Source organism: Streptomyces sp. NPDC088116 (assembly GCF_044741745.1).
GTDB lineage: Bacteria > Actinomycetota > Actinomycetes > Streptomycetales > Streptomycetaceae > Streptomyces.
Genome location: NZ_JBIUTF010000001.1, coordinates 1353791 through 1378330 on the forward strand (window position 1 = coordinate 1353791; position 24540 = coordinate 1378330).

The following is a 24540-nucleotide window of genomic DNA, read 5'->3' on the forward strand; positions in this document are numbered from 1 at the left end:
CCCGGCGGCATCCCCCGGTCCAGTTCCCTGGCTGCCTCTCCGAGAACGGACCGGCCCCGGTCAGCGTTCCGCCCCGCCGCACGGACCGTGCGGCGGGGCGGGCGGTTCCTGCGTTACTTCGCCTGGTCGGCGGCCTTGACCAGCGCGTCCTTCGTCACCGCGCCGACGTAGACCTTGCCGTCGTCCGTCATCAGGGCGTTGACGAGGCGGGTCTGGAAGACCGTCCCCGAACCGAACTTCCCGCTGACCTTGTCACCCAGCGAATCGATCAGCCCCTGCGCTTCCGCGGGCATGCCCTCTTCGCCGGACTTCGGCTTCGACGACGTGGGCGCACCCGCGCCGCCCGGGGCCTTCAGCTCGTAGATCGCGTTCCAGCCCTTGCCAATGACCTTCAGATCACCGTCACCGAACGCCGCCGCCCCACCGGGCACCGACGGGATCGTCGGGGACTTCCGCTCCTCCCGGGCATCGTGCTTGTCGCTCCCGCCCTTCACCGCGTCCTCGCCCCGCGTCACCTTCGCGCCCTTGGGCGGCGTGAAGTCGAACGTGGAGGCGGCCGGCTTGGCGAAGTCGACCTTGGTGAAGCCGACATCGACGATGGCCTTGCCGCCGCTGCTCGGAGTCAGCGTGAACTTGAGCGGGGTGCCGGTCTCCGCGTCGACCGCGACCTTGATCGAACCGACCGTCGAACCGGCCTGCTTGGGCTTGATGAGCAGCTGGTACGCGTCACGCCCTGCGACCCGCGACGTACCGTCCACACTCACCGAGGTGGTGTCGCCCGCAGCCTTCAGCGCCTGCTGGGCGAACTCCTGCGGCGTGACGGACGGCGCCTGCCCCTTGGGGAAAGGCGCGCCCTTGCCGTCCTTGGCGGCGCCCTTCGGAGACGTCTCGTGGTACGCCTGGTTGGAGGCGCTGTCATACGCCCAGATCTCGTCGCCGTTGTGAATCAGGCTGTACTCGGCGGCGTTCTCCTTGATCGACACCCGCTGCTTGTCGGGGCCGTCCGCCGCGACCCGCAGTGTGTGCGTGCCGGAGCTGAGCTCCATCAGCTTGTCGCCCGGCGCGGCGGAGGAGTCCTTCCCGCCTTCGCCTCCCTTGGGAACGAAGGCGTCCGCAGCGCCGTTCAGGCCGTCGAGCGGGAGACCCAGATCCGTGGTGATCTTCACCGAGCCGGAGAGCTGCTCGGTGTCCGAGGCCGCGATCTTCTCGATGAGCTGCTGCGCACTGATCTTCGGCAGTTCGGGGTCGCCTGACGCGGCGAGTGCCGGGACGAGCCCGATGGTCGCCGCAGCCACCCCCGCCACCGCGACCGGGAGCGCGTAGCGCGCCGCCTTGCGGCGGGCCGCTCCGGGACCCCTGTTCTCGTCGGCGATCTGTGTGCTGTCATTCGGTGCCATGTGTGCCCTACCTCCGTGGTCGGCGGCCTTCCGTCCGTTGCGCTCGTCCACCCCACGCCGCCGTTCTCACCCGAAGTGGTGAGGAGTGGTGTTATCCATCTGACCAAATCGGCCGCACACAAGCGTCAGACTCCGGGAGCAATTTTCTGTACTGCCCTGGGATGACATACCGATGAGAAAACCCCGTCGTTCGTCAGGGACGCGGCAGGGGCGTGACGGGAGGAACGGCAAGGGCCTGGCGCGGACATGGCAGGGAACGGCGACGACCGCACTCAGCCGCCGCACGCCCCGCGTTCGACCACCGGCTCGGCCCGCGCGGTGCACCACCGCGTCGGCTCAGCCCGCGCGGTGCACCACCGCGTCGCACAGCTCCACCAGCGCCGACTTCGCGTAACACTCGGGCAGCGGCGACAACGTCTCCCGCGCCGACTCCGCGTACCGCACCGTGTCACGACGCGCCTGCTCCAACGCCGGGTGCGCGCGCAGCAGACGCAGTGCCTCCGCGTGGCGCGCGTCGTCCGCCAGGTCGCCGTCCAGCAGCTCGACCAGCTCCAGGTCGCTCCGGCGCCCGTGTGTCTCGGCCTGAGCACGCAGCAGCAGCACCGGCAGCGTGGGGACGCCCTCGCGCAGATCCGTGCCGGGCGTCTTGCCCGACTCGTGCGAGTCGCTGGCGATGTCGAGGACGTCGTCGGCGAGCTGGAAGGCAACGCCGAGCCGCTCCCCGTACTGGGTGAGAATGTCGACGACCGACTCGTCCGCGCCGGACATCATCGCGCCGAAGCGGCCGGAGACCGCGATCAGCGAGCCTGTCTTGCCGCCGACGACTTCGAGGTAGTGATCGACCGGATCCTGTCCGTCGCGAGGTCCCGCCGTCTCCAGGATCTGACCCGTGACCAGGCGTTCGAATGCCTCCGCCTGAACACGGACCGCCTCGGGCCCCAGGTCGGCCAGGACCTGCGAGGCGCGGGCGAAGAGAAAATCACCCGTGAGGACGGCCACCGAGTTGCCCCAGCGGGCATTGGCGCTGGCCACGCCCCGGCGGACGTCCGCCTCGTCCATCACATCATCGTGGTACAGCGTCGCGAGATGGGTGAGTTCGACGACCACGGCACACGGGACGATTCCCGGCGCGTGCGGATCGCCGAACTGCGCCGCGAGCATCGCCAGCAGCGGCCTGAACCGCTTGCCCCCGGCCTGCACCAAGTGCTGGGCGGCCTCTGTGATGAAGGGCACGTCGCTTTTTGTGGCCTCGAGCAGTCCCGCCTCGACGGCTGCCAATCCGGTCTGGACATCGGCCTCAAGAGCCTGGTCCCGCACGCTCAGCCCGAACGGCCCGACGACGGTCACGAGGGGTACTCCTGTCTGCTGACGATCACACGGATTGTCGATGTGTCGCTGTCACCACTCAAGTCAGCCTATCCGGTCCCCTTTCGATCACCATGGGCGGCTTCCCGGGGCCACCGGTATGTTCGGGTTCAGCCATACGACCAGGAGTAGCTCTTTTGTCCGGAACAACGATCGAACCCCAAACCAACGCGGGGCAACCGCCACCCGGCGACGATCACGCCTTCCTCGGTCACCCCAAAGGGCTGCTGACCCTCTCGGGCCTGGAGGTCTGGGAGCGCTTCTCGTTCCTCGGGATGCAGGCCATCCTCGTCCTGTATTTCGTCGCGACCGCCCACGAGGGCGGCCTGGGGATGGCGGACAACACGGCCGCCTCGGTCGCCGCCGCGTACGGGACCCTGGTCTATCTGGTCTCCGTGGCCGGCGGCTGGCTCGCCGACCGCATCCTCGGCTCGTACCGCGCGGTGCTCTGGGGCGGCGTCCTCATCGCCGCCGGGCACTACGCCATGATCATCCCCACGGCCGCGATGACCTGGGCCGGCCTCGGCCTGATCAGCTTCGGTACGGGGCTGCTCAAGCCCAATGTCGCCGCCATGGTCGGCAAGCTCTACCGCACCGACGACGAACGCAGGGACGCCGGATTCGCCCTCTACTACATGGCCATCAACATCGGTGCCTTCCTGGGGCCGCTGGTCACCGGCTGGGTCGGTGAGCATGTGAGCTGGCACTGGGGGTTCTCGGCCGCCGCGGTCGGGATGACCCTGGGGCTCGTCCAGTACGTGGCCGGACGCCGTCACCTCGCCGGGCGCGAACACGCCGCGGAGTTCGCGCTCGCGCCGGAACCGATGCGCCGGGCCCTCCGGATGGCCGTCGTGGGCACGGTCGCCGTCGCCGCCGTGGCGCTCGCGCTGTCGTCGGCCGGCCTGCTCACCCTGGGCAGCTTCGTCGACGCGCTGACCGTGATCTCGGTGATCGCGCCGGTCGTCTACTTCGTGGTGATGTTCCGCAGCCCCCGCGTAACCGCGGAGGAACGTGGCCGGCTACGCCCGTACGTGGTGCTGTTCCTGGCGTCCGTCGTCTTCAACTTCATCCTTTTCCAGTCGTATTCGACGATGATCCTGCTGGCGTCGGCCAACGCCCGTACGTCGATCCTCGGTTTCGGCTTCCCGGCCAGTTGGTACGCCTCCGCGCTCGGCGCCTTCGAGGTGGCGCTCGCGCCGGTCGTCGCCGCGCTCTGGGTCCGGATGGGCACGCGCCAGCCGCACGCCTCCAACAAGATCGCGGTCGGGGTGGTCCTCGGCGGGCTCTCCTTCCTGCTGATGGTGCTGCCGACGTCCGGACACAGCGGTAACGACTACAAGATGGCCGCCTGGTGGATCGTCGGCTCGTATCTGCTGCTCGGCCTCGGCGACATCCTGGTGGAGACCTCCGGGCTGTCCGCCAGCAGCAAACTCGCGCCGAAGGCCTTCGCCGGCCAGACCATGGCGCTGTGGTTCCTCTCCCTGGCCCTCGCCAACGGCATCCAGGCACAGACCGTGAAACTGTACGGACAGGTCTCGGGGCCCGCCTACTTCGGCGTGAACGGCGCCATCGCGATCGTGGCCGGTCTGGCCGTGATCGCCGCGGCGCCCTGGCTGCGCCGCACGATGCACCCCGTCCACTGACGGCGTGCCGTCACCGAATGCATTCCCCCAACTCGCACACCACTGGCGGTCCCCAGCCCTCCCTGCCAGCCGGCTCCCTCCGTCATCCGTCATCCTTCCCCTTCCATGAAGCGCGGTCCCGATTCCATGAACCGGGGTCCCGACGAACAGCCCCAGGCATTGAGAGTTTTCCCCCGCCTTTCCCGGCTTCCCCATGCACCGCCCCCGACTTCTCCCTGTACCACCCCCGACTCGCCCCCGAGTCCCACCCCCGAGTTCCGTCCCCTTCCCATCCCCCGTCCCATCCCCCAGAGGTGACCGGCATGCCCCCCACCATCCGCACCGCGTTCCCGTACGAAACGACCCACGAGGACGTACGCATCCCGCTGCCCGACGGCGCCCACCTCTACGCGCGGATCTGGCGCCCCGTCACGGACGAGCCCGTACCAGCCCTGCTCGAATATCTGCCGTACCGGCTGAGCGACTGGACCGCGCCGCGTGACTGGCAGCGTCACCCCTGGTACGCGGGCCACGGCTACGCCTCCGTACGCGTCGACGTACGCGGCCACGGCAACAGCGAAGGACTGCCGGGCGACGAGTACGACGCGACCGAGCTGGCCGACGGGGTCGCGGTGATCAACTGGCTTGCGGAGCAGCCCTGGTGCACGGGCAAGGTCGGCATGTTCGGCATCTCCTGGGGCGGCTTCAACTCGCTCCAGCTCGCGGCCCTGGCGCCCGAGCCCCTCAAGGCGATCGTCACCGTCTGCTCGGCCGACGACCGTTACGACAACGACGTCCACTACACCGGCGGCTCGGTGCTCGCCGTCGACATGCACGCCTGGGCCGCGACGATGCTGGCCTTCGTCTCGCGGCCACCGGACCCGGTGTTCGCCGGTGAGGACTGGCGCGAGATGTGGCTGAAGCGCCTGGAATCCGTCGACCCCTTCATCCACACCTGGCTCGACCACCAGACCCGCGACGCCTATTGGAAGCACGGCAGCGTCTGCGAGGACTACGGCGCGATCCAGGCGGCGGTCCTGGCGGTGGGCGGCTGGCACGACCCGTACCGCGACACCGTGCTGCGGCTGGTCGAGCACCTGGACCCGGGGAAGGTACGGGGGCTGATCGGGCCCTGGTCGCACCAGTATCCGGACCGGGGGCTTCCGCCGGGACCCGCGATCGGCTTCCTCCAGGAGACGCTGCGCTGGTGGGATCATCATCTCAAGGGCGCGGACACGGATGTGATGGACGAGCCGCTGCTGCGTTCCTGGATCAGCGCCTCGCACCCGCCCGCGACGGTCTATCCCGAGTTGCCGGGCCGCTGGGTCGGCGACACGGCGTGGCCCTCCCCGAACATCACGACCGTCCCGTACGCCTTCCGGGGCGAGCCGGTACTGGTCGACTCGCCGCATCACACAGGGCTGGACGCGGGCCGCTACTTCCCGTTCGGCAACGACGCGGACCTGCCGCCGGACCAGCGGGACGAGGACGCGAAGTCGGCCTGCTTCGACTTCCCGGTCACGAGCGGTGTCGCCGGTGAGGTCGCCGGCGGCGTCACCGGTGGCGTCACCGGTGGCGTGACGGGCGCCATGGCCGGTGAGGGCGGCGCCGGCCACGCCGACGGTCCGATCGAGATCCTCGGCCGCCCCCGGGTGCGGCTCCGGCTGCGTATGGACGTACCCGCCGGTCAGGCCATCGCCCGGCTGTGCGATGTCGCGCCGGACGGCTCGTCCACTCTGGTCACGCGTGGCGTCCTCAATCTCTCCGCCAGGAACGGCCGCGACCTCAACGACCCGTGGCCCGAGGGCACCACCGAGGACGTCACCTTCGAGCTGAACGGCATCGGGCACACCTTCCCGCCCGGCCACCGCATCCGGGTCGCGGTCTCCTCCGCGTACTGGCCGTGGGTCTGGCCGCAAGGGGACTCGGCGGGCTTCACCCTGGACCCGGCGGGCAGTTCGCTCGAACTGCCCGTCCGTACGGCCGACGACGACACGGACCGCCCGATCTCGTTCGAGCCGCCGGAACAGTCCGAGCCGATGGGCGTGGTGTTCCCGGCCACCCTGGACGAACCGCGCCCCGAGCGGGTGGTGATCCGGGACGTGGCGCAGGGCACCTGGCGGCTGGAGGTGGACCCGCGTTACGGCGGCACCCGCGTCTACCCGGACGGGCTCGAATTCACCGAGGACGCGCTGGAGACGTACACGATCCAGGAGAGCGACCCGCTGTCGGCGCGCACCCGCTCGGACTGGACGATCCGGCTGCACCGGCCCGAACTGGCCTGGGACGCCCGGATCGAGACGCGTTCCGAGATCAGCTGCGACGCGGACTCCTTCTTCACCACCAACGAGGTGATCTGCCACGACGGCGAGGAAGTCGTCTTCCACCGGACCTGGGAGAAGCGCATTCCGCGCACGGCGGGCTGACGGCGGCCGAGCGGGCGGCACATCGGGCTGCCGGTGTCGGCACGAGACCTGCCGTCGGGCCACGCGAATACGCCGGGGCCCGACGGCGGCAGCTGCCTCAAGAAGGGCCTTCACGGGCGCTGCTGCGCCTCCGCGGCGGCCTGACGTCACGCGGGACCGCGGGCCCCGGCCGTGGCCCCAGCGACGCCGTCAGGGGGCTACCGCCGGTACGGCCCCGACCCACCCGGCATCTCCACCGGCACACCCGGCGCTTTTTCGGTCAAGGCGGGCTTTTCGCCACTGCCGTCGCGGGGCAACACCGACGTAACGTGTCCTGCATCGATCCGGAAAGCGAGGCAGCACCAATGCCCGAGCAGAGCCCGCTCGAACCGGCCGAGGGCGATCCCTTCGGCCCGCACAACCTGCCGTACGGAGTCTTCTCGACCTCCGCCGAGCCCGACCGCCGCCGGCTCGGGGTCCGTATCGGCGACCAGGTGCTCGACGCGGGAGCGGCGGCGCACACCCTGGGCTCCCCGTACGCGGCCCTGCTGGCACAGCCGAGCCTCAACCCGCTGATGGCGGCCGGGCGTACGGCCTGGCGCGATGTGCGCCGGGCCCTCACCGCGTGGGTCACCGTCCCCGCGCACCGCGCGGACATCGAGCCGCTGCTCCACCCGCTCGGCTCGGTCACCCTGCATCTGCCGTACGACGTCGCGGACTATGCCGACTTCTACGCGAGCGAGCACCACGCCACCAACGTGGGCCGGATCTTCCGCCCCGACGGTGACGCGCTGACCCCCAACTGGAAGCACCTGCCGATCGGTTACCACGGCCGGGCCGGCACGGTCGTCGTCTCCGGTACGGACGTGACACGCCCGGCGGGCCAGCGCAAGGCGCCGTCCGACCCCGCGCCCGTCTTCGGCCCGTCCGTCAAGCTGGACATCGAGGCGGAGGTCGGCTTCGTCGTCGGTGCGCCCTCCCGGCAGGGCGCACCGGTCGAACTGGCGTCCTTCCGCGACCATGTCTTCGGGCTCTCGCTCCTGAACGACTGGTCGGCGCGGGACATCCAGGCCTGGGAGTACGTTCCGCTCGGCCCGTTCCTCGGGAAGTCCTTCGCCACGTCGGTCTCCGCCTGGGTGACCCCGCTGGAAGCCCTGGACGCGGCCCGGGTGGCGCCCCCGGCCCGTACCGCCGGACTTCTCCCCTATCTGGACGACGCGGACGACGAGGAGCCGGGCGGTTTCGACCTGCGGATCTCCGTGTCCCTCAACGGCCAGGTGATCTCCGAGCCGCCCTTCTCCACCATGTACTGGACGGCGGCCCAGCAACTGGCCCACATGACGGTCAACGGCGCCTCTCTGCGTACGGGAGACCTCTTCGCGTCCGGCACGGTCAGCGGCGCCCGGCGCGAGGAGCGCGGCTCCCTCCTCGAACTCACCTGGAACGGCACCGAGCCCCTCGAACTGCCAGCAGGCAAGCGGACGTTCCTGGAGGACGACGACGTAGTGACGATCACGGCCTGGGCCCCGGGCCCCGACGGCACGAGGGTCGGCCTGGGCGAGGTCACGGGACGGGTCACATCCGGCTGAGCGCGGACCGGATGCATATACCGATCGCAGGACATGAGTACGAACCGGGCGCGTCAGGGCCCGGCACCTCGGTGAGGTGCCGGGCCCTGACATGACTGCGGGAACCGACGACGTACGGAAACTCCGCGCCGGACGCGGGCTATCGCACAAAGCCCCCCGCTTGGCCCGCGAGGTCCAGGAAGTACTGCGGGGCCACGCCCAGGACCAGGGTGACGACGACACCCACCGCGATCGCCGTCGTCGTCAGGGCCGACGGGACCGCCACCGTCGGGCCGTCGGCCTTCGGTTCGCTGAAGAACATCAGCACGATGACCCGGATGTAGAAGAACGCCGCGATCGCCGAGGCGATCACACCGACGACGACCAGGGCCCCGGCGCCGCTCTCCGCCGCCGCCTTGAACACCGCGAACTTCCCGGAGAAGCCTGAGGTCAGCGGGATGCCGGCGAAGGCGAGCAGGAAGACCGCGAAGACCGCGGCCACCAGCGGCGAACGCCTTCCCAGACCTGCCCACTTGGACAGGTGCGTCGCCTCGCCGCCCGCGTCGCGTACGAGGGTGACGACCGCGAAGGCGCCGATCGTCACGAACGAGTACGCCGCCAGATAGAAGAGGACCGACGAGATCCCGTCGGGCGTCGCCGCGATCACACCGGCCAGGATGAAGCCCGCGTGCGCGATGGACGAGTACGCCAGGAGCCGTTTGATGTCGGTCTGGGTGATGGCGACGATCGCGCCGCCCAGCATGGTGATGATGACGACGGCCCACATCACCGGCCGCCAGTCCCAGCGCAGGCCCGGCAGGACGACGTACAGCAGCCGCAGCAGCGCGCCGAAGGCCGCCACCTTGGTCGCCGCCGCCATGAAGCCGGTGACCGGGGTGGGGGCGCCCTGGTAGACGTCCGGGGTCCACATGTGGAACGGCACCGCGCCGACCTTGAAGAGCAGGCCCATGATGAGCAGCGCGCCACCGATCAGGAGCAGGGCGTCGTTGCCCATGGTGCCGGCGAGGGCCGGATCGACGTTCTGCACGGTGCCGTCGACGACCTCGGCGATGCGCGCGTACGAGACGGAGCCCGCGTACCCGTACAGCAGGGCGATCCCGAAGAGCAGGAACGCCGACGAGAAGGCGCCCAGCAGGAAGTACTTGACCGCGGCCTCCTGCGAGAGCAGCCGCTTGCGGCGGGCGAGGGCGCACAGGAGGTAGAGCGGGAGCGAGAAGACCTCGAGCGCGATGAAGAGCGTCAGCAGGTCGTTGGCAGCCGGGAAGACCAGCATGCCCGCGACGGCGAACAGGGCCAGCGGGAACACCTCGGTGGTGGTGAACCCGGCCTTGACCGCGGCCTTCTCGCTGTCGCTGCCCGGCACCGACGCGGCCTGCGCGACGAAGGAGTCGACGCGGTTGCCGTGGGCCTCCGGGTCGAGCCGGCGCTCGGCGAAGGTGAACACGGCGACGATCGAGGCCAGCAGGATCGTGCCCTGGAGGAAGAGCGTCGGGCCGTCCATGGCGATGGCACCCATGGCGGCGATGTGCTTCTTGGTCGTCCCGTATCCGCCGGCCGCGAGAGCGACCACTGCCGCGAAGGCGGCGGCCAGGGCGACGACGGAGAGGAAGAGCTGGGTGTGGTACCGCCCCTTACGGGGGACGAACGCCTCGGCCAGGATGCCCAGGACGGCGGCGCCCACCACGATCAGTACGGGTGCCAGCTGCGCGTATTCGATGTTCGGGGCCGGGATCTTGTCGATCGCGTTGGCAGACTCGGCCGCCGCCGTTGTCCACAGGCTGTGGACAGCTGTCGCACTCACGGAGCGGCCTCCACCTCGGGCTTGGGATCGGTCTTCTGTACGTCGGACAACGTGTGCTCCACCGCCGGGTTGACGATCTCGGTCAGCGGCTTCGGGTAGACACCCAGGAACAGGAGCAGCGCGATCAGCGGGGTGACGACCACCAGTTCCCGGATCTTCAGGTCCGGCATGGTCCTGACCTCGGCCTTCACCGGTCCGGTCATCGTGCGCTGGTAGAGCACGAGGACATAGAGCGCGGCGAGCACGATGCCGAAGGTGGCGATGATGCCGACCACCGGATATCTGCTGAACGTGCCGACCAGGACCAGGAATTCACTCACGAACGGGGAGAGCCCCGGCAGCGAGAGCGTGGCGAGACCGCCGATCAGGAACGTCCCGGCGAGGACCGGGGCGACCTTCTGCACCCCGCCGTAGTCCGCGATGAGCCGGGAGCCGCGCCGCGTGATCAGGAAGCCGGCCACCAGCATCAACGCGGCTGTGGAGATGCCGTGGTTGACCATGTAGAGCGTGGCGCCCGACTGGCCCTGGCTGGTCATCGCGAAGATGCCCATGATGATGAAGCCGAAGTGCGAGATCGACGCGTAGGCGATCAGCCGCTTGATGTCGCGCTGGCCGACCGCGAGCAGCGCCCCGTAGACGATGCTGATCAGCGCCAGCACCAGGATCACCGGCGTGGCCCACTTGGACGCCTCCGGGAAGAGCTGGAGGCAGAAGCGGAGCATGGCGAACGTGCCGACCTTGTCGACCACCGCGGTGATCAGTACGGCGACGGGCGCGGTGGCCTCACCCATGGCGTTCGGCAGCCAGGTGTGCAGCGGCCAGAGCGGTGCCTTGACGGCGAACGCGAAGAAGAAGCCGAGGAACAGCCACCGCTCGGTGTCGGTCGCCATCGTCAGCGAGCCGTTGGCCCGCGCCTCGGCGATCTCGGCGAGGGAGAAGCTGCCCGCGACGACATAGAGGCCGATCACGGCGGCCAGCATGATCAGGCCGCCGACCAGGTTGTAGAGGAGGAACTTGACGGCCGCGTACGAGCGTTGGGTCGCCGCCGCCTCGTCCCCGCCCCCCGCCGCGGTAGCGGCGAATTGAGCAGGTGCGGCGCGGTCGCCGAAGCCGCCGATGAGGAAGTACATCGGGATGAGCATGGCTTCGAAGAGGATGTAGAAGAGGAAGACGTCGGTGGCCTCGAAGGAGAGGATCACCATCGCCTCGACCATCAGGATCAGCGCGAAGAAGCCCTGGGTCGGCCTCCAGCGGCGGTTCGGGTTCACATCCTCCAGCGGGTCGGCGTCGTGCCAGCCGGCCAGGATCACGAACGGGATCAGCAGCGCGGTGAGCGCGAGGAGCGCCACCCCGATGCCGTCCACGCCCAGTTCGTACCGCACCCCGAAGTCCGCGATCCAGGCATGCGATTCGGTGAGCTGATAGCGGTCGCCGCCGGGCTCGAAGCGGACCAGCACGATGGCGGCCAGCACCAGCGTGGCGAGCGAGAAGAGCAGCGCCAGCCACTTGGCGGCGGTGCGCCGGGCGGCGGGGACGGCCGCCGTGACGATGGCGCCGACCGCGGGAAGTACCGCCGTCGCCGTCAGAAGGGGGAACGACATATCCGTTTACACCGCCCTCATCAGCAGGGTCGCGGCGATGAGCACTGCCGTACCTCCGAACATCGAGACCGCATAGGTGCGGGCGTAGCCGTTCTGCAGCTTGCGCAGCCGGCCGGAGAGCCCGCCGAACGACGCCGCCGTGCCGTTGACCACTCCGTCGACCATGGTGTGGTCGACGTACACCAGGGAGCGGGTGAGGTGCTCGCCGCCCCGGACCAGAACCACGTGGTTGAAGTCGTCCTGGAGGAGATCGCGGCGGGCGGCGCGGGTGAGCAGCGAGCCGCGCGGGGCGGTCACCGGCACCGGTGAACGTCCGTACATCACCCAGGCGATGGCGACACCGATCACCAGGACGACCATGGTGGCGCCGGTGACGGCGCCCGCGCTGATCGGCGCGTGTCCGTGGCTGTGTCCGGTGACGGGCTCCAGCCAGTGCAGGAAACGGTCGCCGATGGAGAAGAAACCACCGGCGAAGACCGAGCCGAAGGCCAGAATGATCATGGGGATGGTCATGGACTTCGGGGACTCGTGCGGGTGCGGCTCGTGTCCCTCGGCATCGGGCTGCCAGCGCTTCTCGCCGAAGAAGGTCATCAGCATCACGCGGGTCATGTAGAACGCGGTGATCGCCGCGCCCAGCAGGGTGACGGCGCCGAGGATCCAGCCTTCCGTACCGCCCTTGGCGAACGCCGCCTCGATGATCTTGTCCTTGGAGAAGAAGCCGGACAGCCCCGGGAAGCCGATGATCGCCAGATAGCCGAGGCCGAAGGTGACGAAGGTGACCGGCATGTACTTCCGCAGGCCGCCGTACTTGCGCATGTCGACCTCGTCGTTCATGCCGTGCATGACGGATCCGGCACCGAGGAAGAGCCCGGCCTTGAAGAAGCCGTGCGTCACCAGGTGCATGATCGCGAAGACGTAGCCGATCGGGCCGAGGCCGGCCGCCAGGATCATGTAGCCGATCTGCGACATCGTCGAACCCGCGAGGGCCTTCTTGATGTCGTCCTTCGCGCAACCGACGATCGCACCGAACAGGAGCGTCACCGCGCCGACCACCACGACCGCCAACTGCGCGTCCGGAGCCGCGTTGAAGATCGCCCCGGAGCGGGTGATCAGGTAGACGCCGGCGGTCACCATCGTCGCCGCGTGGATCAGGGCCGAGACCGGGGTCGGGCCCTCCATCGCGTCACCGAGCCAGGACTGGAGTGGCACTTGGGCCGACTTGCCGCAGGCGGCCAGCAGCAGCATCAGGCCGATCGCCGTCAGCTTGCCCTCCGTGGCGTCCCCCGCGGCCCCCAGCACCGGCCCGAAGGCGAACGTGCCGAAGGTGGTGAACATCAGCATGATCGCGATCGACAGGCCCATGTCGCCGACGCGGTTGACCAGGAACGCCTTCTTGGCGGCCGTGGCCGCGCTCGGCTTGTGCTGCCAGAACCCGATGAGCAGGTACGAGGCGAGACCGACGCCCTCCCAGCCCACGTACAGCAGCAGGTAGTTGTCGGCGAGGACGAGCAGCAGCATCGCCGCCAGGAACAGGTTCAGATAGCCGAAGAAGCGGCGGCGCCGCTCGTCGTGCTCCATGTACCCGATCGAGTAGATGTGGATCAGTGTGCCCACACCGCTGATCAGCAGGACGAAGGTCATCGACAGCTGGTCGAGCTGGAAGGCGACATCCGCCTGGAAGCCCTCGACGGGGATCCAGCTGAACAGGTGCTGGTGCAAGGAGCGTTCCTCGCCGCTCCTGCCGAGCATGTCGCCGAAGAGCACCACGGCGATGACGAAGGACGCGCCGGCCAGGACCGTGCCCAGCCAGTGACCCGAGCGGTCGAGCCGACGGCCGCCGCACAGCAGGACCGCGGCTCCGAGCAGAGGCGCCGCGACAAGCAGCGCAATCAAGTTCTCCACGATTCAGCGACCCCTCAGAGCTTCATCAGGCTGGCGTCGTCGACCGAGGCCGAGTGGCGGGAACGGAACAGCGACACGATGATCGCGAGCCCGACCACGACCTCCGCGGCGGCGACGACCATCGTGAAGAAGGCGATGATCTGGCCGTCGAGATTGCCGTGCAGCCGGGAGAAGGCGACGAACGCGAGGTTGCACGCGTTGAGCATCAGCTCGACGCACATGAAGACCACGATCGCGTTGCGCCGGATCAGCACCCCGGCCGCGCCGATGGTGAACAGCAGGGAGGCGAGATAGAGGTAGTAGACCGGGTTCATCGCTTGACCTCCTCCTCTTTCCCGTTCTCACGGCCGGGTTTCCCGTGCTCACGGGCCGATCGTTCGTCCAGGCCGGACCCCGCCGGGCGGCCGAGCCGCTCCGTCGACCGCTGCTCCAGGGCCTTGAGGTCCGCGATGGCCTCGCTCGACACATCGCGGATCTGGCCACGGCCCTTCAGCGTCTTGTTGACCGTCAGCTCGGAGGCGGTGCCGTCCGGCAGCAGGCCGGCGATGTCCACCGCGTTGTGCCTGGCGTAGACACCCGGAGCGGGCAGCGGCGGCAGTTGCGTGCCCTTGCGGACGCGCTCCTCGGACATCTCCCGCTGAGTCTTGGCCCGTTCGGTGCGCTCGCGGTGCGTGAGCACCATCGCCCCGACGGTCGCGGTGATCAGCAGCGCGCCGGTGATCTCGAACGCGAAGACGTACTTGGTGAAGATCAGGGCGGCCAGTCCCTCGACATTGCCGCCCGCGTTTGCCTGGCCGAGTCCGGTGAAGGTGTCCAGCGAGGCATTGCCGATCCCGGCGATGAGCAGCACACCGAAGCCGAGCCCGCAGGCGGCGGCCAGCCAACGCTGGCCCTTGAGCGTCTCCTTGAGGGAGTCCGCTGCGGTGACACCGACCAGCATGACCACGAACAGGAACAGCATCATGATCGCGCCGGTATAGACGATGATCTGGACGACGCCCAGGAAATACGCCCCGTTGGCCAGATAGAAGACCGCCAGGATGATCATCGTCGCCGCCAGGGACAACGCGCTGTGCACGGCCTTCTTCATCAGGATCGTGGCGAGCGCGCCGACCACGGCGACCGTGCCGAGGATCCAGAACTGGACGGCCTCACCGGTCGACGTGGTGGAGGCGGCGGTGGAGGCGGCAGAGGTGACGGAGGCGTGGACGGAAGAAGTGACCGAAGAGGTGACGGAGCTGACGGAAGTGACCGAGGCGGCCAGCGCGCTCATGCGCCGACCCCCTCGTCCGACGGCTTCTCGCCCTTGCTCACCGCGACCTGACGGACCGTCCCGGGAGCGGCCTCGGTGACCAGACCCCGGTAGTAGTCCTGCTCGTCCGTGCCCGGGAAGATCGAGTGCGGCGACTCGACCATGCCTTCCTCGAGTCCCGCGAGGAGCTGCTCCTTCGTATAGATGAGGCTCTCGCGAGAACTGTCGGCCAGCTCGAAGTCATTGGTCATCGTGAGCGCCCGGGTCGGGCAGGCCTCGATGCACAGGCCGCACAGGATGCACCGCGCGTAGTTGATCTGGTAGACGCGGCCGTACCGCTCACCCGGGGAGTAGCGCTCCTCCTCCGTGTTGTCCGCGCCCTCGACATAGATCGCGTCCGCCGGGCACGCCCAGGCGCACAACTCGCAGCCGATGCACTTCTCCAGGCCGTCCGGATGCCGGTTCAGCTGATGGCGGCCGTGGAAGCGCGGCGCCGTCACCTTCGGCTGCTCCGGATACTGCTCGGTCAGCCGCTTCTTGAACATGGCCTTGAAGGTCACGCCGAAGCCGGCGACCGGATTCCGGGGAGGACGGGGGATGTCCCCGTGCGCTTCTCCGTGCATGTCTCCCTGGACGTCTCCGTGCGTGTTTCCCTGCGCTTCTCCGTGCGTGTTTCCCTGCACGTCTCCGTGCGTGTTTCCCTGCATGTCGTCCCGCGAAGAGTCAGACACCGTCAGCCTCCTTTCCGTCACTCTCGGTACCGTCACTCACAGTATTGCCCCCACCACTGACAATCAGTTCGCGCTCACGGCGCGACCGCCTGCGCGGCACCGGCGGCAACGTCTGTCCGGGCAGCGGCGGTACGGGGAACCCGCCCGCCATGGGGTCGAAGGCCGGCGGCTCGGGCTCGCTCTCGGCCGCGGCCCTCTCCTGCTTGTCGCGGAAGATGTCCGCGACGAAGGAGAGCAACAGCAGCGCGATGACGGCCCCGGCGACGTACAGCACGATCGACTGGAACGCGTAGTTCTCGTTGCGCAGCGCCCGTACGGTCGCGACGAGCATCAGCCAGAGCAGCGAGACCGGGATCAGGACCTTCCAGCCGAGCTTCATCAACTGGTCGTAGCGCACCCGCGGCAGCGTGCCGCGCAGCCAGATGAAGAAGAAGAGCAGCAACTGGACCTTGACGACGAACCAGAGCATCGGCCACCAGCCGTGGTTCGCGCCCTCCCAGAAGGTGGAGATGGGCCACGGAGCGCGCCAGCCGCCGAGGAAGAGCGTGGTCGCGACGGCCGAGACGGTGACCATGTTGACGTACTCGGCGAGCATGAACATCGCGAACTTGATGGAGGAGTACTCGGTGTTGAAGCCGCCGACGAGGTCGCCCTCGGACTCCGGCATGTCGAAGGGGGCGCGGTTGGTCTCGCCCACCATCGTGACGATGTAGATGATGAAGGAGACCGGCAGCAGGATGATGTACCAGCGGTCCGCCTGCGCCTCGACGATCGCCGAGGTCGACATCGATCCGGAGTAGAGGAACACGGAGGCGAACGCGGCGCCCATGGCGATCTCGTACGAGATCATCTGCGCGCACGAACGCAACCCGCCGAGCAGCGGATACGTGGACCCAGAGGACCAGCCGGCCAGGACGATGCCGTAGATCCCCACCGAGGCGACCGCGAGGATGTAGAGCATCGCGATCGGCAGGTCGGTCAGCTGCATCGTGGTGCGCTGTCCGAAGATCGAGACCTCGTTGCCTGCCGGGCCGAACGGGATCACGGCGATCGCCATGAAGGCCGGAATCGCGGCGATGACCGGCGCGAGGACGTAGACCACCTTGTCCGCGCGCTTGACGATCACGTCTTCCTTCAGCATCAGCTTGATGCCGTCGGCCAGCGACTGGAGCATGCCCCAGGGGCCGTGCCGGTTGGGGCCGATGCGCAGCTGCATCCAGGCGACGACCTTGCGCTCCCACACGATGGAGAAGAGCACGGTCACCATCAGGAACGCGAAGCAGAACACGGCCTTGACGACCACGAGCCACCAGGGGTCGCGGCCGAACATCGACAGGTCCTCGGCTGCGAGAACACTCGGCGGGGCCGCCGCTAGTTGGGCGAAGGCGGTCATGCGCGCACCTCCGGCGCTTCGTCGGCCACGGGGGCGGGCTCCGCCGGGCCGATACGGACCAGCGTGCCGGGACGGGATCCGGTGTCCGCGAGGACGCCCCCGCCCGTGGAGTTCAGCGGCAGCCAGACGACCCGGTCGGGCATCCGCGTCACGTGAAGAGGCAGCGTTACCGTGCCCGCCGGGCCGGTGACGGCCAGTTCGTCGCCGTCCTTGACGCCCGTCTCCTCGGCCGTCGCTGCGGAGAGCCGGGCGACCGCCGCGTGGCGCGTACCCGCCAGCGCCTCGTCGCCCTCCTGGAGACGGCCCTGGTCGAGCAGCAGCCGGTGCCCCGCGAGTACGGCCTCGCCGTCGCCGGGCCTCGGCAGCGGCAGCGCGCTCTCCAGCGGCTCGGTGGCACGGGGGCCGTCCCAGCCGCCGAACCGGTCCAGTTCGGCCCGCGCCGCGTCGAGGTCCGGCAGCGCGAAGTGCACGTCCAACTCGTCGGCCAGCATGTGCAGGACGCGCGCGTCGCTCGGCGCGAGCTGCCGCGTCATCTGCTCCGGCTTGAGCGAGGCCTCGAACGGCCGCGCCCTGCCTTCCCAGTTGAGGAACGTGCCGGACTTCTCCGCGACGGCCGCGACCGGGAAGACCACGTCCGCCCGTTCGGTGACCTCGCTCGGCCGCAGCTCCAGCGAGACGAGGAAACCGACCGCCTCCAGCGCCGCCCGCGTGCCCGCCGGGTCCGGCAGGTCCGCGATCTCGACGCCCGCGACGACCAGCGCGCCCAGCGCGCCGGTGGCGGCGCCCGTGATGATCTGGCCGGTGTCGCGGCCGTACTGGTGCGGCAGTTCGCGTACGCCCCAGATCGTCGCGGTCTCCTCGCGGGCCCGCGGATCGGTGGCGGGGCGGCCGCCGGGCAGCAGCGACGGGAGCGCGCCGGCCTCGACCGCGCCGCGCTCGCCGGCCCGCCTCGGGATCCACACCAGCCGGGCGCCGGTCGCGGTGGCGGCCCGCGCCGCCGCCGTCAGAGCGCCCGGTACGGCGGCCAGCCGCTCACCGACGACGATCACGGCGCCCGGCGCGCGCAGCGCCTCGGCGGCCTTGGCCCCGTCCCCTTCCAGCCCCTTGCCGGACGCCAGAGCGTCCAGCCACTCGGTCTCCGTACCGGGCGCGGCCGGCAGCAGCGTGCCCCCGGCCTTCTCCAGCCCCCGGGTGGCGTACGTGGCGACCGAGAAGGCGCGCTGTCCGTGCTTGCGGTGCGCCTTGCGCATCCTCAGGAAGACGCCGGGCGCCTCCTCCTCGGACTCGAATCCCGCGAGCAGCACCGCCGGTGCCTTCTCCAGCGTGCTGTACGTGATGCCCGTACCGTCCAGGTCCCGCCCCCGGCCCGCGATGTGGGCGGCCAGGAAGTCGGCCTCCTCGCCGCTGTGCACGCGCGCGCGGAAGTCGATGTCGTTCGTGCCGAGGGCGACGCGGGCGAACTTGGCGTACGCGTAGGCGTCCTCGACGGTCAGCCGGCCGCCGGCCAGCACCCCCGCCCGGCCGCGCGCCACGCCCAGACCGCGTGCCGCGGCCTCCAGCGCCTCGGGCCAGCTCGCCGGTTCGAGGACGCCGTCCTCGTTCCGTACCAGCGGCGTCGTGAGCCGGTCGGGCCGCTGGGCGTAGCGGAAGCCGAACCTCCCCTTGTCGCAGATCCACTCCTCGTTGACCTCGGGGTCGTCCGCCGCCATCCGCCGCATGACCTTGCCGCGCCGGTGGTCGGTACGGGTCGCGCACCCGCCCGCGCAGTGCTCGCACACCGAGGGGGACGACACCAGGTCGAAGGGGCGGGAGCGGAAGCGGTACGCCGCCGAGGTCAGCGCGCCGACCGGGCAGATCTGGATGGTGTTACCGGAGAAGTACGACTCGAACGGGTCGCCCTCGCCGGTGCCGACCTGCTGGAGCGCGCCCCGCTCGATCAGCTCGATCATCGGGTCGCCCGCGATCTGGTTGGAGAAGCGGGTGCACCGCGCGCACAGCACGCACCGCTCGCGGTCGAGCAGCACCTGGGTGGAGATCGGGACGGGTTTCTCGAACGTACGCTTCTTGCCCTCGAAGCGGGTGTCCGGGTCGCCGACCTGCATCGCCTGGTTCTGGAGCGGGCATTCACCGCCCTTGTCGCAGACCGGACAGTCCAGCGGGTGGTTGATGAGCAGCAGCTCCATCACCCCGCGCTGGGCCTTCTCCGCGACCTGCGAGGTCAGCTGCGACTTGACGACCATGCCGTCGGTGCAGGTGATCGTGCAGGAGGCCATCGGCTTGCGCTGGCCCTCGACCTCGACGATGCACTGGCGGCAGGCGCCGGCCGGGTCGAGGAGCGGATGGTCGCAGAAGCGCGGGATCTCGATGCCGAGCAGCTCGGCGGCGCGGATCACCAGGGTCCCCTTGGGGACGGAGATCTCGATGCCGTCGATCGTCAGCGAGACGAGGTCTTCGGGCGGGACCGCCGCCTCGCCGCCGCCGGAGGGGGCAGAGGTGGTGACTGTCATGCGTTCACCTCCAGGTGCGGGTTCTGGTCTGCCCACGCGGTGGACTTCGCGGGGTCGAAGGGGCAGCCCTTGCCGGTGATGTGCTGCTCGTACTCCTCGCGGAAGTACGTGAGCGAGGAGAAGATCGGGGACGCGGCTCCGTCGCCGAGCGCGCAGAACGACTTGCCGTTGATGTTGTCGGCGATGTCGTTCAGCTTGTCGAGGTCGGACATCCGGCCCTTGCCCGCCTCGATGTCGCGCAGCAACTGCACCAGCCAGTACGTACCTTCACGGCATGGCGTGCACTTGCCACAGGACTCGTGGGCGTAGAACTCGGTCCAGCGGGTGACGGCCCGTACGACACAGGTCGTCTCGTCGAAGCACTGGAGCGCCTTCGTGCCGAGCATCGAGCCGGCGGCGCCCACGCCCTCGTAGTCCAGCGGGACATCGAGGTGTTCGTCGGTGAACATCGGGGTCGAAGAGCCGCCCGGCGTCCAGAACTTGAGCCGGTGACCGGCCCGCATGCCGCCGCTCATGTCGAGCAGCTGACGCAGGGTGATGCCGAGCGGAGCCTCGTACTGGCCGGGGCTGGTGACATGGCCGCTGAGCGAGTAGAGCGTGAAGCCCGGGGACTTCTCGCTGCCCATCGACTTGAACCAGTCCTTGCCGCGATTGAGGATCGCGGGAACGGACGCGATGGACTCGACGTTGTTCACCACAGTGGGGCAGGCATAGAGGCCCGCCACCGCCGGGAAGGGAGGACGCAGCCGGGGCTGTCCGCGACGCCCCTCCAGGGAGTCCAGCAGTGCGGTCTCCTCGCCGCAGATGTACGCGCCCGCCCCCGCGTGCACGACGACGTCGAGATCGAGTCCGCTGCCGAGAATGTTCTTGCCGAGATAGCCCGCCGCGTAGGCCTCGCGCACCGCCTCGTGCAGCCTGCGCAGTACGGGGACGACCTCGCCGCGCAGATAGATGAAGGCGTGGCGCGAGCGGATCGCGTAACAGGCGATCACGATTCCCTCGATGAGGGAGTGCGGATTGGCGAAGAGAAGGGGGATGTCCTTGCAGGTTCCGGGCTCCGACTCGTCCGCGTTGACGACGAGATAATGCGGCTTGCCGTCACCCTGCGGAATGAACTGCCACTTCATTCCGGTGGGGAATCCCGCGCCGCCCCGGCCGCGCAGGCCCGCGTCCTTGACGTACGCGATGAGGTCGTCGGGCTGCATGGCGAGGGCCTTCTTCAGCCCCTCGTACCCCTCGTGCCGCTTGTACGTGTCCAGTGTCCAGGACTCCGGCTGGTCCCAGAAGGCGGACAGGACGGGCGCGAGGATCTTCTCGGGGCTGGTCCCGTTCTCGTCCAGCTCTGCGGCCATGGTCATCACTCCCCCTCCTCGGCGGCCGGCCCGGTCGTGTGGTCCGGGTCGGCCGGATGGCCTGGACCGGCCGGGTGGGCCGGGTCGGAGGCCGACGTCCGTTGCGGTGCGTCGTGCGAGCTGAGGTGCTCGGAACCCGGCTGCGGTTCCGCGTCACGGGGTCCGGTGTCACGGGCTCCGGCATCACGGGCTCCGGCGTCACGGGGTTCCGCGTCGCGCGGGCGCACCACGCGGCGCCGTGGGTTCTCGCCCTTCGCCAGCCGCAGACCGATCAGCGACGCGGGCCCGGCACCGCCCGTGGCCTCGACGGCGCCGGGGCGCTCGTCGGGGAAGCCGGCGAGGATGCGCGCCGTCTCCTTGTACGTGCACAGGGGCGCGCCCCGCGTCGGCTCCACGGAAAGCCCGTCACGCAGGTCGTCGACGAGCCGCTTGGCGCTCTGCGGCGTCTGGTTGTCGAAGAACTCCCAGTTGACCATCACCACGGGCGCGAAGTCGCAGGCCGCGTTGCACTCGATGTGTTCGAGGGTGACCTTGCCGTCCTCGGTCGTCTCGTTGTTGCCGACGCCCAGGTGCTCCTTCAGCGCGTCGAAGATGGCGTCGCCGCCCATCACCGCGCAGAGCGTGTTGGTGCAGACCCCGACCTGGTACTCACCACCGGGACCGCGCCGGTACATCGAGTAGAAGGTCGCCACGGCGGTGACCTCGGCGGTGGTCAGTTCGAGCAGTTCGGCGCAGAAGGCCATGCCCGTACGGGAGACGAAGCCCTCTTCCGCCTGGACGAGGTGCAGCAGCGGGAGCAGCGCGGACCGGGAGCCCGGATAGCGCGCGATGATCTCCTTCGCGTCGGTCTCCAGCCTGGCGCGCACCTCGGCCGGGTAGGCCGGGGCGGGCAGTTGGGGCATGCCCAGGCTGACCTCGGAATTGGGTGTGGCTGTCACCGGTCGACGCCTCCCATCACGGGGTCGATGGACGCGACGGCGACGATGACGTCGGCGACCTGGCCGCCCTCGCACATCGCCGCCATGGACTGAAGGTTGGTGAAGGACGGGTCACGGAAGTGGACCCGGTAGGGACGCGTGCCGCCGTCGGAGACGACATGCGCGCCGAGTTCGCCCTTGGGCGACTCCACGGCCGCGTACGCCTGACCGGCCGGGACCCGGAAGCCCTCCGTCACCAGCTTGAAGTGATGGATCAGAGCCTCCATGGACGTGCCCATGATGTTCTTGATGTGGTCGAGCGAGTTGCCCAGGCCGTCCGGGCCGAGCGCGAGCTGCGCGGGCCAGGCGATCTTCTTGTCGGCGACCATCACCGGCCCCGGCTCCAGCCGGTCCAGGCACTGCTCGACGATCCGCAGCGACTGGCGCATCTCCTCCAGCCGGATGAGGAAACGGCCGTACGCGTCACAGGTGTCGGCGGTCGGGACGTCGAACTCGTAGGTCTCGTAACCGCAGTACGGATCGCTCTTGCGCAGATCGTGCGGGAGCCCGGCGGAGCGCAGGATCGGTCCGGTGGCGCCCAGCGCCATGCAGCCGGCCAGATCGAGATAGCCGACGTCCTCCATGCGCGCCTTGAAGATGGGGTTGCCGGTGGCGAGCTTGTCGTACTCCGGCAGGTTCTTCCGCAGTGTCCTCAGCAGCTCGCGCAGATGGTCGACGGCGCCCGGGGGCAGGTCCTGGGCCAGTCCGCCGGGCCGGACGAACGCGTGGTTCATCCGCAGCCCGGTGATCAACTCGTAGGCGTCGAGAATCAGTTCACGGTCACGGAAGCCGTAGATCATGATCGTCGTCGCGCCCAGCTCCATACCGCCGGTGGCGATACAGACCAGGTGCGAGGAGAGCCGGTTCAGCTCCATCAGCAGGACGCGGATGGCGGTGGCCCGGTCCGGGATGTCGTCCTCGATGCCGAGCAGCTTCTCCACGCCCAGGCAGTACGCCGTCTCGTTGAAGAACGACGTCAGGTAATCCATGCGCGTGACGAAGGTGGTGCCCTGCGTCCAGTTGCGGAATTCGAGGTTCTTCTCGATACCGGTGTGCAGATAGCCGATGCCGCAGCGGGCCTCGGTGACGGTCTCGCCCTCGATCTCCAGGATCAGCCGGAGCACCCCATGGGTGGAGGGGTGCTGGGGACCCATGTTGACGACGATCCGCTCGTCGTCGGCCTTGGCCGCCGACTGGACGACCTCGTCCCAGTCGCCGCCGGTGACCGTATATACGGTGCCCTCGGTGGTCTCGCGGGCGGAAGCGTGCGTGGACGCGTGTGGCGTGCTCATCAGTTGTACGACCTCCGCTGGTCCGGAGCCGGGATCTGGGCGCCCTTGTACTCGACGGGGATGCCGCCGAGCGGGTAGTCCTTGCGCTGCGGGAAGCCCTGCCAGTCGTCCGGCATCATGATCCGGGTGAGGGCGGGGTGGCCGTCGAAGATCAGGCCGAAGAAGTCGTATGTCTCGCGCTCGTGCCAGTCGTTGGTCGGATAGACCTCGACCAGGGACGGCACATGCGGGTCGGCGTCCGGGGCGGAGACCTCCAGGCGGATCAGCCGGCCGTGGGTGAGCGAGCGCAGGTGGTAGACGGCGTGCAGCTCGCGGCCCTTGTCGCCGAGGAAATGGACGCCCGATACCCCCGTACAGAGCTCGAAGCGCAGCGCCGGGTCGTCGCGCAGGGTGCGCGCGACCTGGACGAGATGCTCGCGCGCGATGTGGAAGGTGAGCTCGTCGCGGTCGACGACCGTCTTCTCGATGGCGTTCTCGGGGACCAGCCCCTGCTCCTCCAGCGCCCCTTCGAGTTCGTCGGCGACCTCGTCGAAGACGCCGCCGGGTCCGCCGTACGGCCGGACCGAGGCACCGGGGAAGGACACGGTCCGTACGAGACCGCCGTAGCCGGTGGTGTCGCCGCCGTTGCGGGCGCCGAACATGCCCTTCTGTACGCGGATGGGCTCGGCGGAGTCGTCGCGGGAGGAGGGAACGTTGCCCGCCGCGACCTGCTCGCCGCTCGCGTCGCTCCGGCCGCTCGGATCACTCTTGCCGTTCCGGCCGCTCGTGCCGTTCTTCTCGCTCACCTCAGCAGCCCCTTCATCTCGATCGTCGGGAGCGCCTTGAGGGCCGCTTCCTCCGCCTCGCGGGCCGCCTCCTCCGCGTTGACCCCGAGCTTGGAGCCCTGGATCTTCTGGTGGAGCTTGAGAATGGCGTCCATCAGCATCTCGGGGCGCGGCGGGCAGCCGGGCAAATAGATGTCCACAGGGACGACATGGTCAACACCCTGAACAATCGCGTAATTGTTGAACATTCCGCCCGATGATGCGCAAACCCCCATGGAGATCACCCACTTGGGGTTCGGCATCTGGTCATAGACCTGCCTCAGGACGGGCGCCATCTTCTGGCTCACCCGTCCGGCCACGATCATCAGATCGGCCTGGCGCGGCGAACCGCGGAAGACCTCCATGCCGAACCGCGCCAGGTCGTACCGTCCGGCACCGGTCGTCATCATCTCGATGGCGCAGCACGCGAGGCCGAAGGTCGCGGGGAAGACGGATGACTTCCGCACCCAGCCCGAGGCCTGTTCGACCGTGGTCAGCAGGAAACCGCTCGGCAGCTTCTCTTCGAGTCCCATTGGTGGCCCCTCAGCCCC

General features: G+C 69.2%; 18 protein-coding genes. 3 read left to right on the forward strand and 15 right to left on the reverse strand.

From position 1 onward, the window contains the following. Positions 1–113 precede the first annotated feature (113 nt). Both ACIOJD_RS06045 and ACIOJD_RS06050 read right to left on the reverse strand, forming a co-directional pair. Positions 114–1397, reverse strand: a complete 1284-nt coding sequence (locus ACIOJD_RS06045) for an outer membrane lipoprotein carrier protein LolA (RefSeq protein WP_401908597.1) — start codon at positions 1395–1397, stop codon at positions 114–116. 336 nt (positions 1398–1733) lie between these two features. Then, positions 1734–2744 (reverse strand): polyprenyl synthetase family protein, encoded by a 1011-nt coding sequence (locus ACIOJD_RS06050; protein WP_401908598.1) that lies wholly within the window; start codon positions 2742–2744, stop codon positions 1734–1736. 155 nt (positions 2745–2899) lie between these two features. Here ACIOJD_RS06050 and ACIOJD_RS06055 point away from each other — a divergent pair, with 155 nt between their 5' ends. The 3 genes from ACIOJD_RS06055 to fahA all read left to right on the forward strand — a co-directional run bounded on the left by ACIOJD_RS06055 (position 2900) and on the right by fahA (position 8378). Next, a complete protein-coding gene (locus ACIOJD_RS06055; protein WP_401908600.1) occupies positions 2900–4405 on the forward strand; it encodes a peptide MFS transporter in 1506 nt (501 codons plus the stop codon). 302 nt (positions 4406–4707) lie between these two features. After that, positions 4708–6810 (forward strand): CocE/NonD family hydrolase, encoded by a 2103-nt coding sequence (locus tag ACIOJD_RS06060; protein WP_401908602.1) that lies wholly within the window; start codon positions 4708–4710, stop codon positions 6808–6810. A 344-nt stretch (positions 6811–7154) separates the two neighbouring features. Further along, entirely contained in the window at positions 7155–8378 is a 1224-nt protein-coding gene (gene fahA / locus ACIOJD_RS06065) for a fumarylacetoacetase (RefSeq protein WP_401908604.1), read from the forward strand. A gap of 139 nt (positions 8379–8517) precedes the next feature. Here fahA and nuoN read toward each other — a convergent pair whose 3' ends face one another. From nuoN to ACIOJD_RS06130, 13 genes are all read right to left on the reverse strand, one after another. Continuing rightward, entirely contained in the window at positions 8518–10179 is a 1662-nt protein-coding gene (nuoN, locus tag ACIOJD_RS06070; protein ID WP_401908605.1) for an NADH-quinone oxidoreductase subunit NuoN, read from the reverse strand. Then, the gene (locus ACIOJD_RS06075) at positions 10176–11780 is read right to left on the reverse strand and encodes an NADH-quinone oxidoreductase subunit M (RefSeq protein WP_401908607.1); all 1605 of its coding nucleotides are present in this window, start codon (positions 11778–11780) and stop codon (positions 10176–10178) included. Before ACIOJD_RS06075 ends, nuoN begins: the two co-directional genes overlap by 4 nt. Before the next feature lie 6 nt (positions 11781–11786). Beyond that, the gene (gene nuoL, locus ACIOJD_RS06080; protein ID WP_401908609.1) at positions 11787–13682 is read right to left on the reverse strand and encodes an NADH-quinone oxidoreductase subunit L; all 1896 of its coding nucleotides are present in this window, start codon (positions 13680–13682) and stop codon (positions 11787–11789) included. A gap of 14 nt (positions 13683–13696) precedes the next feature. After that, positions 13697–13996, reverse strand: a complete 300-nt coding sequence (gene nuoK / locus ACIOJD_RS06085) for an NADH-quinone oxidoreductase subunit NuoK (RefSeq protein ID WP_040024225.1) — start codon at positions 13994–13996, stop codon at positions 13697–13699. Next, positions 13993–14955, reverse strand: a complete 963-nt coding sequence (locus tag ACIOJD_RS06090) for an NADH-quinone oxidoreductase subunit J (protein ID WP_401908611.1) — start codon at positions 14953–14955, stop codon at positions 13993–13995. Before ACIOJD_RS06090 ends, nuoK begins: the two co-directional genes overlap by 4 nt. Next, positions 14952–15557, reverse strand: a complete 606-nt coding sequence (gene nuoI / locus ACIOJD_RS06095; RefSeq protein WP_401908612.1) for an NADH-quinone oxidoreductase subunit NuoI — start codon at positions 15555–15557, stop codon at positions 14952–14954. The genes ACIOJD_RS06090 and nuoI overlap by 4 nt, the downstream gene beginning before the upstream one ends. Positions 15558–15657: 100 nt before the next feature. Beyond that, positions 15658–17058, reverse strand: a complete 1401-nt coding sequence (nuoH, locus tag ACIOJD_RS06100) for an NADH-quinone oxidoreductase subunit NuoH (RefSeq protein ID WP_401908614.1) — start codon at positions 17056–17058, stop codon at positions 15658–15660. After that, the gene (locus tag ACIOJD_RS06105) at positions 17055–19565 is read right to left on the reverse strand and encodes an NADH-quinone oxidoreductase subunit G (protein WP_401908616.1); all 2511 of its coding nucleotides are present in this window, start codon (positions 19563–19565) and stop codon (positions 17055–17057) included. The genes nuoH and ACIOJD_RS06105 overlap by 4 nt, the downstream gene beginning before the upstream one ends. Next, positions 19562–20923 carry an NADH-quinone oxidoreductase subunit NuoF gene (gene nuoF, locus ACIOJD_RS06110; protein ID WP_401908618.1) on the reverse strand — a complete coding sequence of 454 codons (1362 nt, stop codon included), beginning with the start codon at positions 20921–20923 and terminating at the stop codon, positions 19562–19564. The genes ACIOJD_RS06105 and nuoF overlap by 4 nt, the downstream gene beginning before the upstream one ends. Then, positions 20923–21819 (reverse strand): NADH-quinone oxidoreductase subunit NuoE, encoded by an 897-nt coding sequence (gene nuoE / locus ACIOJD_RS06115; protein ID WP_401909048.1) that lies wholly within the window; start codon positions 21817–21819, stop codon positions 20923–20925. The genes nuoF and nuoE overlap by 1 nt, the downstream gene beginning before the upstream one ends. A gap of 32 nt (positions 21820–21851) precedes the next feature. Beyond that, entirely contained in the window at positions 21852–23186 is a 1335-nt protein-coding gene (locus ACIOJD_RS06120) for an NADH-quinone oxidoreductase subunit D (RefSeq protein WP_401908620.1), read from the reverse strand. Beyond that, on the reverse strand, positions 23186–23971 hold the full coding sequence (locus tag ACIOJD_RS06125; protein WP_401908621.1) for an NADH-quinone oxidoreductase subunit C: 786 nt from the start codon (positions 23969–23971) through the stop codon (positions 23186–23188). The genes ACIOJD_RS06120 and ACIOJD_RS06125 overlap by 1 nt, the downstream gene beginning before the upstream one ends. Continuing rightward, entirely contained in the window at positions 23968–24522 is a 555-nt protein-coding gene (locus ACIOJD_RS06130) for a NuoB/complex I 20 kDa subunit family protein (protein WP_401876577.1), read from the reverse strand. Before ACIOJD_RS06130 ends, ACIOJD_RS06125 begins: the two co-directional genes overlap by 4 nt. Positions 24523–24540 lie beyond the last annotated feature (18 nt).

What these genes read in the sequence shown, in the direction of transcription:
- ACIOJD_RS06105 (WP_401908616.1), bottom strand. Translation starts at nt 19,565, where the DNA reads ATGACAGTCACCACCTCTGCCCCCTCCGGCGGCGGCGAGGCGGCGGTC.
- nuoI (WP_401908612.1), bottom strand. Translation starts at nt 15,557, where the DNA reads ATGCACGGAGAAGCGCACGGGGACATCCCCCGTCCTCCCCGGAATCCG.
- ACIOJD_RS06060 (WP_401908602.1), top strand. Translation starts at nt 4,708, where the DNA reads ATGCCCCCCACCATCCGCACCGCGTTCCCGTACGAAACGACCCACGAG.
- nuoK (WP_040024225.1), bottom strand. Translation starts at nt 13,996, where the DNA reads ATGAACCCGGTCTACTACCTCTATCTCGCCTCCCTGCTGTTCACCATC.
- ACIOJD_RS06045 (WP_401908597.1), bottom strand. Translation starts at nt 1,397, where the DNA reads ATGGCACCGAATGACAGCACACAGATCGCCGACGAGAACAGGGGTCCC.
- nuoE (WP_401909048.1), bottom strand. Translation starts at nt 21,819, where the DNA reads ATGCCCCAACTGCCCGCCCCGGCCTACCCGGCCGAGGTGCGCGCCAGG.
- ACIOJD_RS06090 (WP_401908611.1), bottom strand. Translation starts at nt 14,955, where the DNA reads ATGAGCGCGCTGGCCGCCTCGGTCACTTCCGTCAGCTCCGTCACCTCT.
- ACIOJD_RS06130 (WP_401876577.1), bottom strand. Translation starts at nt 24,522, where the DNA reads ATGGGACTCGAAGAGAAGCTGCCGAGCGGTTTCCTGCTGACCACGGTC.
- ACIOJD_RS06120 (WP_401908620.1), bottom strand. Translation starts at nt 23,186, where the DNA reads ATGAGCACGCCACACGCGTCCACGCACGCTTCCGCCCGCGAGACCACC.
- nuoF (WP_401908618.1), bottom strand. Translation starts at nt 20,923, where the DNA reads ATGACCATGGCCGCAGAGCTGGACGAGAACGGGACCAGCCCCGAGAAG.
- nuoH (WP_401908614.1), bottom strand. Translation starts at nt 17,058, where the DNA reads ATGACCGCCTTCGCCCAACTAGCGGCGGCCCCGCCGAGTGTTCTCGCA.
- fahA (WP_401908604.1), top strand. Translation starts at nt 7,155, where the DNA reads ATGCCCGAGCAGAGCCCGCTCGAACCGGCCGAGGGCGATCCCTTCGGC.
- ACIOJD_RS06075 (WP_401908607.1), bottom strand. Translation starts at nt 11,780, where the DNA reads ATGTCGTTCCCCCTTCTGACGGCGACGGCGGTACTTCCCGCGGTCGGC.